Below are 14017 nucleotides of genomic sequence, written 5' to 3' on the forward strand. Positions count from 1 at the left end.
GAACCGGCCGAAGGCCGCGCAGTATACCGTAATGACACAGATAAACAGCCCCCGAAACGACCATCTGTCATACGGCGCAAAGGGCCGGTTTTATTGACTTGCGAGTCAGCCAACTACACCACAAATCCCTTGTGGGAGCGTCGGTGTGTTCAAGTGCCTTGCGCGGCGCCGCCTTCGAGCTTACGCCACAACAATCGCACGTTGGCCTTGCGCACCAGTGCGCAGCGGTACAGGCGGATTTCCAGCGGCACATGCCATTGCGGGCCACCACACACCACCAGCTCACCCCGAGCCAGTTCGGCGCGCACACTGAGTTGCGGCACCCAGGCAATCCCCAAGCCTTCCAGCGCCATGCTTTTCAGGCTGTCGGCCATGGCGGTTTCATAAATAGTGGTGAAGCGCAGCGCCCGCTGGCGCAACAGCATGTTCACCGAACGACCGAGAAACGCGCCGGCGCTGTAGGCGAGCAAAGGCACGCTGCCCTCGCCTTCCAGATCGAACAACGGCTTGCCGTCCGCATCCGCCGCGCACACCGGGAGCATTTCGGTATGGCCGAGGTGCAGCGAAGGGAAGATTTCCGGGTCCATCTGCAACGCCGCATCCGGGTCGTAGAACGCCAGCATCAAATCGCAACCGCCTTCACGCAGGGCATGCACCGCGTCGCCGACGTTGGTCGCAACCAGACGCGTCGCGATGTTCAAACCTTCGTTACGCAACTGCGCGATCCAGCGCGGAAAGAAGCCCAGCGCCAATGAGTGAGCGGCGGCGACTTGCATGACTTCGCCCTGCCCGCCTTCGAGGTGATGAAGATGGCGCAGTACTTCGCCCAGCTGTTCGACCACGGTCCGCGCCGTCACCAGAAACAATTGCCCCGCCGCCGTCAGCTCGATAGGCGTGCGCGAGCGATTGACCAGTTGCAACCCCAGCGCGGCTTCAAGGCTGCGGATCCGCCGGCTGAACGCCGGTTGCGTCACGAAGCGTCGTTCGGCAGCCTGGGAGAAGCTGCGAGTGGCGGCCAGGGCGCTGAAGTCCTCAAGCCATTTACTTTCCAGATTCATCACGCCCTCCCGGACACGCACCAAGGTCACACGCTCGCCACAGACGCGGCGTCACATGGGCATTATGCCGAATGTGCATAGGCCAGTGTTTAACAGCATTGGCCGAAAATTCTCCACAAGCCTAGCATTTGCAGTGTTCCGGCACAGACCGGGTCCATATCGAGATGATTTCTATCATGTCCTCCGCTGCATCTTTCCGCACAGAAAAAGACCTGCTTGGCGTACTCGAAGTACCTGCGCAAGCGTATTACGGCATCCAGACCCTGCGAGCGGTGAATAACTTCCGCCTCTCGGGCGTTCCGATTTCGCATTACCCGAAGCTGGTTGTCGGTCTGGCGATGGTCAAACAGGCCGCCGCTGACGCCAACCGCGAACTGGGTCACCTGAGCGAAGCCAAGCACGCTGCCATCAGCGAAGCCTGTGCACGTTTGATCCGCGGCGATTTCCACGAAGAGTTCGTGGTGGACATGATTCAAGGCGGCGCTGGCACTTCGACCAACATGAATGCCAACGAAGTCATCGCCAACATCGCACTGGAGGCCATGGGTCACCAGAAAGGCGAATACCAATACCTGCACCCGAACAACGACGTGAACATGGCGCAGTCGACCAACGACGCCTACCCGACGGCGATCCGCCTGGGTCTGCTGCTGGGTCACGACGCGTTGCTGGCCAGCCTCGACAGCCTGATCCAGTCGTTCGCCGCCAAAGGTGAAGAATTCAGCCACGTCCTGAAGATGGGTCGTACCCAGCTGCAAGACGCCGTGCCGATGACCCTGGGCCAGGAATTCCGTGCCTTCGCCACGACCCTGGGCGAAGACCTGGCGCGTCTGAAAACACTGGCACCCGAGCTGCTGACCGAAGTGAACCTGGGTGGTACGGCGATCGGTACCGGCATCAACGCCGACCCGCGTTACCAGCACCTGGCCGTTCAGCGCCTGGCCCTGATCAGCGGTCAACCGCTGGTTCCGGCCGCCGACCTGATCGAAGCCACGTCCGACATGGGCGCCTTCGTACTGTTCTCCGGCATGCTCAAGCGTACCGCGGTCAAACTGTCGAAGATCTGCAACGACCTGCGCCTGCTGTCCAGCGGCCCACGCACCGGCATCAACGAAATCAACCTGCCAGCGCGTCAGCCAGGCAGCTCGATCATGCCAGGCAAGGTCAACCCGGTTATTCCGGAAGCCGTTAACCAGGTGGCATTCCAGATCATCGGTAACGACCTGGCGCTGACCATCGCGGCCGAAGGCGGCCAGTTGCAACTGAACGTGATGGAGCCGCTGATCGCGTTCAAGATCTTCGACTCGATCCGTCTGCTGCAACGCGCCATGGACATGCTGCGCGAGCACTGCATCACCGGCATCACCGCGAACGAAGAGCGTTGCCGCGAACTGGTCGAGCACTCGATCGGCCTGGTCACCGCACTGAACCCGTACATCGGCTATGAAAACGCCACCCGCATCGCCCGTATCGCCCTCGAAAGCGGCCGCGGCGTGCTGGAACTGGTGCGCGAAGAAGGTTTGCTCGACGACGCCATGCTCGCCGACATCCTGCGCCCGGAAAACATGATTGCTCCGCGTCTGGTTCCGCTTAAAGCCTGAACGGACGCGTTACTTGTAGCACCGCTCACCAGGTCGAGGGACTAGACACCTCTCACCTTTTGAGGGCTTGGGGATATTTCCCCAGGCCCTTTTTTTTAACTTTTGAAAGAACAACCGTCTTCTGTAGGAGTGAGCCTGCTCGCGATGAACGATAACGCGGTGTCACTGAAATACCGCAGTGTCTGCATCGCGAGCAGGCTCACGCCTACACAAGCCTGGCGCAAAAATGTCAGGTGTTTCAAAGGCTTCTCGTCATCGCTTGCACCACAACTGTGCAGACGGACGGCACTCTCCTAGGTATAGTGCCGCCCCTCTTCGCATGAGCGGTCGTCGGTAACGAGGCCCAAACCCATGCGAAACCCGAACTAATAACAAACCTGCGAAATGGGACCGGGACGAACACGCGCCTCACCTGTTGTGCCACGCGCACAGCGGTGTAACTCGATGTTGCTGCCTGCCCAACATTTGCCTACACAAAAAACAGCGAGGAATAATCCATGCTCGAAGTCATTAACGACTTCCTCTCAGGGAAAGTACTGATCGTGCTCATTGTCGGGCTCGGTAGCTACTTCACGATCCGCTCGCGTTTCGTTCAATTGCGCCACTTCTTCCACATGTTCGCGGTCTTCGGCGACAGCCTCAAAAGCAGCGCCGGGCAACTCAGTTCGTTCCAGGCCTTGATGCTCAGCCTCGCCGGCCGCGTCGGCGCGGGCAACATCGCCGGTGTCGGGATTGCCGTGACCCTGGGCGGGCCCGGTGCGGTGTTCTGGATGTGGGTGACCGCGCTGGTCGGCATGTCCAGCAGCTTCTTCGAATGTTCCCTCGGCCAGCTCTACAAGCGCTGCGACTCCGACGGCACCTACCGTGGCGGCCCGTCCTATTACATCCAGCACGGCCTGCAAAAACGCTGGCTGGGCATGATCATGGCGTTCCTGCTGCTGATCACCTTCGGCTTCGCCTTCAACGGCCTGCAATCCCACGCCGTGACCCACTCGCTGAACAACGCCTTCGGCCTCGACACCACTTACACCGGCATCGCGCTGGCGGTATTGCTGGGCCTGGTGTTCATCGGCGGGATCAAGCGCATCGCCAAGGTCGCCGACCTGTTGGTGCCGGTGAAAACCCTGGTCTACATCGGCGTGACCATTTACGTGATCGTGCTGCAATTCGATCACGTGCCGGCGATGTTGATGACCATCGTTAAAAGCGCATTCGGTCTCGACCAGGCGTTTGGCGGCCTGATCGGCAGCGCGATTGTCATGGGCGTGAAGCGTGGCGTGTTTGCCAACGAAGCGGGCCTGGGCAGTGCGCCTAACGTGGCGGCAGTCGCGTCGGTCGAACACCCGGTTGCTCAGGGTGTCGTTCAAGCGTTCAGCGTGTTCCTCGACACCTTCGTGATCTGCACCTGCACCGCGCTGCTGATTCTGCTCTCGGGCTTCTACACCCCGGGCTTCGAAGGCGACGGCATTGCCCTGACCCAGAACTCGCTGGCAGCGGTCGTTGGTGACTGGGGCCGGATGTTCATTTCCGTGGCCCTGTCGTTGTTCGTGTTTACCTCGATTCTCTACAACTACTACCTGGGCGAGAGCAACCTGCGCTTCCTGATCGGTGAAAACCGCAAGGCGCTGATCGGCTACCGCGCATTGGTATTGGTGTTGATCTTCTGGGGCGCCATCGAAAACCTGAGCACCGTGTTCGCCTTCGCCGACATCACCATGACCCTGCTGGCGTTCGTGAACCTGATCGCGCTGTTCCTGCTGTTCAAGGTCGGCATGCGCATCCTGCGTGACTACGATGACCAGCGTGCTGCCGGGATCAAGACCCCGGTGTTCGATTCGAGCAAGTTCCCGGATCTGGACCTGGACCTGAAAGCCTGGCCGGCCAACCCGCCAGCGGCGGCCACCAAGGCTGAAGCCGAGCCACAAGGCGTACCCGCAGCGCAACGCTGATCGGTTAAAGTGCGGTATCCCATGTGGGAGCGACGGTGCGACGATTCGACTTGCTCGCTCCCACAGGAACTCATTGTTCTCGGAGAACCACCATGAATTCCTCGACCTACCCTGCCGCCCAGCACGTCATGGTGCTCTACACCGGTGGCACCATCGGTATGCAAGCCAGCGCCCACGGCCTGGCCCCGGCGTCCGGTTTCGAAGCGCGGATGCGTGAATACCTGCACAGTCAGCCTGAACTGGTGGTGCCGCAGTGGCGCTTTCGCGAGATGTCGCCGCTGATTGACAGCGCCAACATGACCCCGACGTACTGGCAGCAACTGCGCGAAGCCGTGGTCGACGCTGTTGATGTACAGGGCTGCGACAGCGTGCTGATCCTGCACGGCACCGACACCCTCGCCTACAGCGCGGCGGCCATGAGTTTTCAATGGCTCGGCCTGCATGCCCGCGTGTGTTTCACCGGCTCGATGCTGCCGGCCGGCGTAACCGACAGCGATGCCTGGGAAAACCTCAGCGGTGCGCTGGTTGCCCTTGGCCATGGCCTGGCGCCGGGCGTTCATCTGTACTTCCACGGCGAACTGCTGGACCCGACCCGTTGCGCGAAAGTGCGCAGTTTCGGTCGCCATCCGTTCAAGCGGCTTGAGCGTCAGGGTGGCGGTGTGAAAGCTGCTTCCCTGCCGACATCGCTGACCTATAACCAGCCCAAGCAACTGGCGAAAGTCGCCGTACTGCCGTTGTTCCCAGGTATCGGCGCTGAGATTCTTGACGGTTTGTTCGCCAGCGGCATTCAGGGTCTGGTACTGGAGTGCTACGGCAGTGGCACCGGCCCGAGTGATAACCCCGAGTTTCTCGCCAGCCTGGAGCGGGCGCGGGACAAGGGTGTTGTGGTTGTTGCGGTGACGCAATGCCATGAAGGTGGTGTTGAGCTGGATGTGTACGAGGCCGGCAGCCGTTTGCGTGGCGTTGGCGTGCTGTCGGGTGGCGGCATGACCCGCGAGGCGGCGTTCGGCAAGTTGCATGCGTTGTTGGGTTCGGGGCTGGATAACGCAGAAGTGCGTCGCCTCGTAGAACTCGACCTCTGCGGCGAGCTCATCTGACACCACACAAAACCCAGTGGGAGCGAGCCTGCTCGCGATAGCGGTATGTCTGACACATCGATGCTGGATGTGCCGACGCCATCGCGAGCAGGCTCACGCCTACAGGTTCTTAGCTCGGCATATAACTTGCTGCGTTCCGGTCACCCCAAGGCTGGAAGCCACCCATGCTCCACTCCCACCTCACCACCCTCAACGCCGTCTCCCTGGTGCTCAACACCTTCAAGGACCAAGGCCTGTCCAGCGAAGACTTGCTCGCCGGAAGCGGCATCAGCGCGGCGGACCTGAACCGGGCGGACACGCGCATCACCACAAATCAGGAGATGCAAGTCTGCGCCAACGCAGTCGCGCTCAAGCGTGACATCGGCCTGGAACTGGGCCGGCGAATGCACGTTTCGTGCTACGGAATGCTGGGTTATGCGTTGCTCACCAGTGCCACCTTCGGTGACGCTTTACGCTTGGCGATGCGCTATCCGGCGCTGTTGGGAACACTTTTCGAGCTGAGCCTGGAAGACGACGGCGAGCGTGTCTGGTTCGTCGCGGCGGACTACCGGGAAAGCCCGGCGATGGCGGTGTTCAATGCTGAATTCTGCCTGGTGTCGTTGAAAGTGATCTGCGACGACCTGCTCGGTCATCCGCTGCCGCTGCTGGCCGCGCGTTTCGAACACCCCGCGCCGGACTATCAGGCCACCTACGCCGAACATTTCGCTTGCAGGTTGAGCTTCGAGGCGCGGGACAACGCGTTTGCGTTCGATCGCAACTGGCTCGACCGACCTTTGCCGCTCGCCGATGCCATCACCCATCAGGCCATGGCCGAACGCTGCCGCAAACAGAACACTGAGTTCACCGGTCGCCAGGCGTGGCTGGGGCGGATTCGGCAGTTGCTCAGCGCCCAGTTAAATGCAGCGCCGGGGCTTGAGGGGTTGGCCGAGCAGATGAATTGTTCGGCGCGGACATTGCGTCGTCACCTCAAGGATTCGGGGTGCAGCTATCAGGAATTGCTCGATGAGCTGCGTTTCGAGCAGGCCAAGCAAATGCTCTGTGAAGACCAGATGCCGATCTACCGAATCGCCGAGGCACTGGGCTTCAGCGAGACCGCGAGTTTTCGGCATGCGTTTGTGCGCTGGAGTGGGGTGGCGCCAAGTCAGTTCAGGCCTTGAGGAATTTGGTGCCTGCTCGCGATAGCGGTTTCAAGAGCAGCGCACCATCAAGGGGCGAATTTCGGTCAGACTTTTTGGCCATATCCATCCCCTTTTGGCCTTTCCTGCCGTTCTCTCCAACGCCGCCTGCCGCAAGACTGTGTTCAACCGAATCAGCCTGCGGAGAACAAGAAAATGCTGACGATCTACTCGGACGATCACCACCTGCACCACGGCCGTTGCGAATTGATAGACGGGCAACTCAAGCCCTGCTTCGAAATGCCGTCGCGTGCCGACCATGTGTTGCAACGCGTAAAAAATCAGAACCTCGGCCCGGTCGAAGCGCCGCAGGATTTCGGCCTCGACCCGATCGCGCGAATCCACAGCCGCGACTACCTCGACTTCTTCAAGGGTGCCTGGGCACGCTGGACCGAATTCAACACCGATGGCGACTTGCTGCCCTAAACCTGGCCGGCCCGAACCCTGCGCGCCATCAAACCCACCAGCCTGCATGGCCAACTCGGCTATTACAGCTTCGACGGCGGCGCACCGATCACCGCCGGTACCTGGCAAGCAGCGTACAGCGCGGCGCAAGTCGCGCTGACTGCCCAGGCGCAAATCCAGCGTGGCGCGCGCAGTGCCTTCGCCCTGTGCCGTCCACCGGGACACCACGCTGCCAGCGATTTGATGGGCGGTTATTGCTACCTCAACAATGCCGCCATCGCCGCCCAGGCGTTCCTCGATCAGGGCCATAAAAAAGTCGCGATCCTCGACGTCGACTACCACCACGGCAATGGCACCCAATCGATTTTCTACGAACGCAGCGACGTGCTGTTCACCTCGATCCACGGCCACCCGGAAGCCGAGTTTCCGTTCTTCCTCGGCTATGAAGACGAGCTCGGCGAAGGCGCGGGTGAAGGCTTCAATTTCAACTATCCTCTGCCCGCCGGCTCTGGTTGGGACACCTGGAGTGCAGCGCTGGATCAGGCCTGCCAGGAAATCGAAAACTACGGCGCCGACATTGTGATCGTCTCCCTGGGCGTCGATACGTTCAAGGACGATCCCATCTCTCAATTCAAACTCGACAGCCCCGACTACCTGGCCATGGGCGAGCGCATCGCGCGTCTGGGCAAGCCGACGCTGTTCGTGATGGAAGGCGGTTACGCGGTAGAAGAAATCGGCATCAATGCCGTGAACGTACTCGAAGGTTTTGAAAGCGCCCAATGAGGAATTAGAACAATGAACAGACTCAAGCGTTTTATCGTTCCGGCCCTGGGTGCCTTGGTGCTCAGTGGCGCTGCACACGCTGAAGAGCGAACGTTGCGCGTCTACAACTGGTTCGACTACATCACCCCCAAGGCGCTGGAAGACTTCAAGGCCCAGAACACCCAGACCAAACTGGTCTACGACATTTTCGACACCAACGAGGCGCTGGAAGCCAAGCTGCTGACCGGTAACTCCGGTTACGACGTGGTGGTGCCGTCCAATGTGTTCCTCGCCAAGCAGATCGAAGCCGGTGTGTTCCAGCCGCTGGACCGTAGCAAGCTGCCGAACTGGAATCACCTCGATCCGAAGCTGATGAAGCTGATCGAAGCCAACGACCCGGGCAACAAATTCGCCGTGCCCTACATGTACGGCACCATCCTGATCGGCTTCAACCCGGACAAGGTCAAAGCCGCTCTCGGCGACAACGCGCCGGTGGACAGCTGGGACCTGATCTTCAAGGAAGAGAACATCAGCAAGCTCAAGCAGTGCGGCGTCGCCCTGCTCGACTCGCCGTCGGAGATCCTGCCGCTGGCCCTGCAACACCTCGGCCTCGACCCCAACAGCAAAAAGCCTGCGGACTACGACAAGGCTGAAGCCCTGTTGATGAAAATCCGTCCGTACATCACCTACTTCCATTCTTCGAAATACATGGCCGACATCGCCAACGGTGACATCTGCGTCGCGGTCGGTTACTCCGGAAGCTTCTCCCAGGCAGCCAACCGCGCCAAGGAAGCCAAGAACGGCGTGATCGTCGACATGCGCCTGCCTAAGGAAGGCGCACCGATCTGGTTCGACATGCTCGCGATTCCCAAAGGCGCGAAGAACCCGCAAGACGCCTACACCTTCATCAACTACTTGCTGCAACCTCAAGTCATCGCGCCGGTCAGCGACTTTGTCGGTTACCCGAACCCGAACAAGGACGCCACGGAACTGGTCGACCCGGCGATCCGCAACAACCCGAACCTGTACCCGACCGAAACGGCGATGGGTACGCTGTACACCCTGCAACCATTGCCGCGCGATGCCGAACGTGCGCGCACACGAGCCTGGACCAAGATCAAGTCCGGGACCTGATACCCGACTCAAAAACGAAGACCCGCGGCGACGCGGGTCTTTTTTTTGCCTGCGATATTTATGTACCACCCGGCACTTTGGGCCGCCCGATACCTTCCACTGATCCCGCGCGGCGCAATCAGCAGCGGCGCGTTCTCAGTCAGGAGACGAGCATGTCCGAAACCGTTGCCCCAAGTGCAGAAGAGGTACTGACCCAGTTGGTCACCGGCCCTTCGATCAGAGAGGTCGCAGCGACCGCGCTGAGCCCTGCGCTCAACGCGCTGTATCCGCTGCTGAAGATTGACCCGACGCTTGCCACGGTCGTCACCCCGACCTGGATCGATACCGGCGACAACGTCGTGCCCGGCCCTGACCTGTTTGAATCGCTCACCGATGTGCTGGTACGACTCGGTTTGTCGGGATCGACGGTGACGCTCCTCGATGGAGAACATTTCCTCACCCTGCAACCGGGCACTGAACCGTTGGCTCAATTGCCGGTGAAAATCGATGCCATCGGGTGCCTGCTCAACGCGCTCGCCCCCCAGCTGTTCATCGCCTATCAGCACCAGCAGCTTGATTACTGGAATCAGGAGACAAGCCCTTCGACGCCGCGCTGGCATTCGCTCGCGCAATCGCTGCAGGACATCTGGAGCCCCGATCCCGCCTCGAACTGGGATGCCGATGAAAAAGCCATGGCCCAGGCCGTGTTCGCTCATCCGGAGCGCGCCACACGGCCACAGGACAAGTACCTGACCAAGGCCTGCCTGATCGACACCGATTGGGTTGAGAGCGCGGTCAGCGAACACCTGCGCGTTCTGGATATCGCCGTGTTCGTGGGCACATTGGGCGAGCGGACCCTGGTGCTGACGCACTCGATTGCCGAAGGGTTCAAGCGTTATGACTCTGTTGCGGCATTGGGTGAAACAGTGTTCGCCCCCCTTGGAACGTCAAGCATCGAGCAAACCCTGCAATGGCGACTGTATGAACCCGAGGGCAACTTCTTTCACCACCAGGCCTGCGCGCTGATTGCGCTCGAGGTCGAAGCCATCGGTGCACTCAGTGCGGTTCAGCACGCTTCTGTCACGAAACGTTCACCACAAATCAGTGCCGCGGCAAAAAGCTTCACTGAATTTGAAGCCCTGCCGTCGTCACGCTTCAGCAAGGTTCAGGGGTTACTGACAGGCTGGCTGAAAAACGCCTTGTCGGCGGACCTCACCCGCTACAGCCGACACTTGATGGACCTGGCGCAGCTGCGGGAACAGGACGCTGGAAAAACCTTCGACGAAGGCATCTCGTCACTGCCGGCGTTTGCGCTGCAAACCTTGCAAGAGCAGATGATCAAGGATCATCCCGCGGCAGCGGACCTGGATCTGCAAGACATTGAAATCAGCATCACCAGCGTCGTTGTGCTGGGCGCTGTCGTGATACCCGGCAAGACGCAAACCACCACGCTGTCGCTGATCGAACTGGCGCTGCAAAACCTGATTGCCGTTCCGCTGGGAAACAAGACGGTGAACTGCAAAAGTGGCGACGCAGTGCCCGTCTGGATGACTCCTGCCTATCTTGAAAAGCTCGTCACGCAGGTCGATATCGGTGGGGTTTACCCGACGCTGATCAAGCAAAAATTGCTTGATGATCCGCAAGAAGCGCAGCGAAGACAGGTGCTCTACACCCGCCATCTGCGTACCCAGCTGCCCTTGCAGGCGCTGCAGCACAAGATGCGCGGCGAGGCGGGTATTGATGAACGTGGTTATCAGTACGTCAATGCCGTCATGCAGGAAAACGCGGCCGACCGCAGGGTGAACGGGCAGGAGATTGTCATTCGACCACTGGCCTTTATGACCGGTGATCGCGCTGGCAGCAAAGGCGATGAAGTCGCCAACATGTTCGTCATCGGTCCGCGACTCACCGATAGAGGACCGTGCCTGCTCTACCGACCGTTACTCACCCCCTCGCTGATGCAGTACCCGAGCGAGGCCAATCTGCTGTATGCAATCAAGCACGAAAAACCGCTTCGCCAATCGATCCTGGCCTGGCTCTCCGACGATGTACGCTTCAACTATTCCCAGTACGTGTTTTCCGGTGAGTTGCCTTCGGTCTGGACGCTGACCCAATTGCTGGTCGATCCCACCTCAGCCCTGGGCAAGATGGGCACGGTGACACTCAGTGCAACGGCCCTCGATGACGCGCCGCTGGCGGCGTTGTTCAAAGCCAACGCCAACGCCATGATTACCCTGGCGGACCATCAATCGGTGTCCAATGCACAAGCTCGCTGGGCAACGCTCAAGCAAGGCACATGGATGCTGTTCAATGTCGCGCTGCCCTTCCTCGGTCGCACCGCCGGGGTGGCCGCGTGGATCTGGCAGATCATGGATGACTTGCAGAACATTACCGATGCCGAAGAAAACGACGACAGCTTACTCGCCTGGTCCGCCCTGACCGATCTGCTGTTGACGCTCGGCATGGTATTGGCCCATCGGGCTGCCACTCGCAACAAGCCCGTCTCGCGGTTGCCCGAGAAGGTCGAGCCGCCACCCGTAACACCCGAAAGCAAACCTGACCACACCCTCACGGTCACCCGTCTGCCCGACCTCGATCAACTGCCATCCACCCATGAGACGTCTCTGCACGCAATCGCTGCGCTGCCGTCATCATCCCTGGGTGTCTTGCTTGATGGACTGGCCATCGCCGAACCCAAAGGAATGGCCGCCTCCAGCGAGCCCGGCCCTCACCAACACCTCAGTTCACTCAAGGGAAAGTGGTATGCGAAGGTTGACCAGCGATGGTTCGAGGTCACCTTCAACGACAATGACGATGTGCAGATCATTGACTCTAGCCGGTCACCCGCACGCACGGGGCCCTTGCTGGTCAAGAATGCCAGGGGCGAATGGTTTATCGATACGCGGCTGAGGCTCAAGGCCGGGGGCAAGGAAAAACAACGGCTGGAGCAACAAAACCGGCAACGCCAGGCTGAACTGAAGCAGCAAATGATAGCGTTCGAGCGCCAGACCAAAAGCCGCGAGACAGCACTCAAGGAAGCGGAAAAAAACGCGCAGGCGATTACCGCCACCGACACCCATCGTCGCTTGTACCTTGAAACGCTCGATGCGCAGATGTCATTCCTGAGCACCAACATGGAACAGATGAAAGCCTTCAATGCTCGCGAGGCGATTCCCAATTACCGAAAAGCAATGATCAGCCGCCTGGATTTCCAGCTTTCGCTGCTGCAAAAATGGTTCGTTCACCAGCAGCCGGTTTTCGGCAATCAAATGCGCCTTTCCCTCGATCTTCTCGACCACCCGCCAACGGAAAACACACAGACCGGCCGGCAAACCCATCAACTCACGGGCGAGTTGACCGCCAGCTACATCAACAAAATCGAGACTGCGCATGCGTGCTTCGAGCAACTGAACCTGCTCGGCAAAGAAGCCATCGAAGTGATCCGCGACGTCAAAGCCAACATGCCGTCGTTCGATTTGCTGGACCTCAAACTGTTCCAGATCACACTCGGTCAAGAGTTGTGCCTCGACAACAGCGTTGAACCCGCACCTGAAGCGCGCCAGGCACTGGAGAGCATTGTCGAAAATGCAGGCCTCGCGATTCAGGCTTCACTGGACCTGGCCGCTGACGAAGAGGTGCTGCACTTGCCGGAGCGCATCGATGGACTCAGCGACCTGGTGGAGCAACTCACGATCACTGACCAGCGCATCGTTGATCTGCCCACGGAGTTTCCCGGGCAGTTCCTGCAAATCCCCCTCGACGTGATGCGCCAACGTCTCGAAGTTTTTCAACAGCGCACCGTGAAGCAACTGGCCGGCTTGCTGCGCGAACGCAAGGCACTTGAGCCGCTACCCGGCCCTTCCCGCCTGCCGAGCGCTCCCGCCAAGCGAATCATCAAGACCCGCTACAAAGGTACGGTGGTGGGCCAGCCACGTGTCGACTCCGTGACGCAAGGGTCAGAACTGATCGACGTGACCTCGGCGTTGACCGGCAAAGTCATCTCGACCTTTCACGAAAAGACCCCGGGGGTCTGGGTTGAAAGAGTGCCCCCTAGACCGGCTCCCCTCGACGTTAGCCAACCCGATTTGAGTGCAAGCACGGCTCAAGGCCAGGCATTGCTGGAGGGGTTGGATGCGTTTATTCGTCGAACGCAGGCCCACTCCAAAGGTACGCGACGAATACCTGTGGAAATAGAGGAAATGTTTCATCAGCAGGCTCACCGACTGCAGGACGCCGCCAGCGCAATCGAAGATGCGCTGACCGCCAGTAATTCCACCGAAGGTGGTTCGGGGTCCGCCGTGACGCTGGCCAAGCAACTGAACGACGGGGCCACCAGACTCTATAGTCAGGGACGCTTGACGCGAATCAGCATGACCAAACTACAGCCGCCGACGGCGGAGCGCGTCCGCTGGCTGCAAAGCGAAGGTCAGGTCGATATCGTCAAGACCCCCGGCCGACGCTTGCTCAAAAGCCGTAAAAGAGACTATCTCGAGGAATATGAGGTCCGCGATCACAGCAACCAAAGTGTTCTGTGGTATGCCCACTTCCACTACTCGGAGCCCGCTTCGCCTGCACACACCTTCACCGCGGCACACCTGAAAACAGTGCAACAACGGCTGCTGGGCGGCGCAACCGAGGCCCGCAACGCCAACGACGATCTCCTGGCGATCTCGATCTACCGCAGCGAAATCAGCCCGCAACTGGCGACCACCCTGTTCTTCGCAAAAGTGCCGACCTCGGCATCTGGGTCGTAAGCCTGATCTTGTGCTGAACCCGAGACCCGCATTCGCGGGTCTTTTTCCCCCGCGATATCTATCTACCACCCCCTGTAGGCGATGCCTGATTACTGTCGATGCA

Annotated in this window: 7 protein-coding genes and 1 pseudogene; 7 read left to right on the forward strand and 1 reads right to left on the reverse strand. The window is 59.9% G+C overall.

Annotation, left to right across the window (positions count from 1 at the left end):
• Positions 1 to 149: 149 nt before the first annotated feature.
• Positions 150 to 1058: a LysR substrate-binding domain-containing protein gene (locus H8F22_RS17545; RefSeq protein WP_027926289.1), complete on the reverse strand. Its 909-nt coding sequence runs from the start codon at positions 1056 to 1058 to the stop codon at positions 150 to 152.
• 176 nt (positions 1059 to 1234) lie between these two features.
• On the opposite strand from H8F22_RS17545, the gene aspA reads away from it, so the two are divergent.
• The 7 genes and pseudogenes from aspA to H8F22_RS17580 all read left to right on the forward strand — a co-directional run bounded on the left by aspA (position 1235) and on the right by H8F22_RS17580 (position 13914).
• Complete coding sequence (gene aspA / locus H8F22_RS17550) at positions 1235 to 2659, forward strand: aspartate ammonia-lyase (protein WP_027926288.1); 1425 nt, start codon at positions 1235 to 1237, stop codon at positions 2657 to 2659.
• A 497-nt stretch (positions 2660 to 3156) separates the two neighbouring features.
• Positions 3157 to 4608 (forward strand): alanine/glycine:cation symporter family protein, encoded by a 1452-nt coding sequence (locus H8F22_RS17555; RefSeq protein ID WP_059181929.1) that lies wholly within the window; start codon positions 3157 to 3159, stop codon positions 4606 to 4608.
• 92 nt (positions 4609 to 4700) lie between these two features.
• Positions 4701 to 5705 carry an asparaginase gene (locus tag H8F22_RS17560; protein ID WP_027926286.1) on the forward strand — a complete coding sequence of 335 codons (1005 nt, stop codon included), beginning with the start codon at positions 4701 to 4703 and terminating at the stop codon, positions 5703 to 5705.
• A 164-nt stretch (positions 5706 to 5869) separates the two neighbouring features.
• Positions 5870 to 6862, forward strand: a complete 993-nt coding sequence (locus H8F22_RS17565; protein WP_027926285.1) for an AraC family transcriptional regulator — start codon at positions 5870 to 5872, stop codon at positions 6860 to 6862.
• 174 nt (positions 6863 to 7036) lie between these two features.
• Positions 7037 to 8068 (forward strand): annotated as a pseudogene (locus tag H8F22_RS17570) (histone deacetylase family protein).
• A gap of 12 nt (positions 8069 to 8080) precedes the next feature.
• Positions 8081 to 9181 (forward strand): polyamine ABC transporter substrate-binding protein, encoded by a 1101-nt coding sequence (locus tag H8F22_RS17575; protein WP_027926283.1) that lies wholly within the window; start codon positions 8081 to 8083, stop codon positions 9179 to 9181.
• 152 nt (positions 9182 to 9333) lie between these two features.
• A complete protein-coding gene (locus H8F22_RS17580) occupies positions 9334 to 13914 on the forward strand; it encodes a DUF4200 domain-containing protein (protein WP_194940496.1) in 4581 nt (1526 codons plus the stop codon).
• The last annotated feature ends 103 nt before the right edge of the window (positions 13915 to 14017 follow it).

Source organism: Pseudomonas mucoides, assembly GCF_015461845.1.
GTDB lineage: Bacteria > Pseudomonadota > Gammaproteobacteria > Pseudomonadales > Pseudomonadaceae > Aquipseudomonas > Aquipseudomonas mucoides.

Bases quoted from the DNA above. Each gene is read 5' to 3' on its own strand.
- H8F22_RS17580 (WP_194940496.1), top strand. From the start codon at position 9,334: ATGTCCGAAACCGTTGCCCCAAGTGCAGAAGAGGTACTGACCCAGTTG.
- H8F22_RS17565 (WP_027926285.1), top strand. From the start codon at position 5,870: ATGCTCCACTCCCACCTCACCACCCTCAACGCCGTCTCCCTGGTGCTC.
- aspA (WP_027926288.1), top strand. From the start codon at position 1,235: ATGTCCTCCGCTGCATCTTTCCGCACAGAAAAAGACCTGCTTGGCGTA.
- H8F22_RS17545 (WP_027926289.1), bottom strand. From the start codon at position 1,058: ATGAATCTGGAAAGTAAATGGCTTGAGGACTTCAGCGCCCTGGCCGCC.
- H8F22_RS17555 (WP_059181929.1), top strand. From the start codon at position 3,157: ATGCTCGAAGTCATTAACGACTTCCTCTCAGGGAAAGTACTGATCGTG.
- H8F22_RS17560 (WP_027926286.1), top strand. From the start codon at position 4,701: ATGAATTCCTCGACCTACCCTGCCGCCCAGCACGTCATGGTGCTCTAC.
- H8F22_RS17575 (WP_027926283.1), top strand. From the start codon at position 8,081: ATGAACAGACTCAAGCGTTTTATCGTTCCGGCCCTGGGTGCCTTGGTG.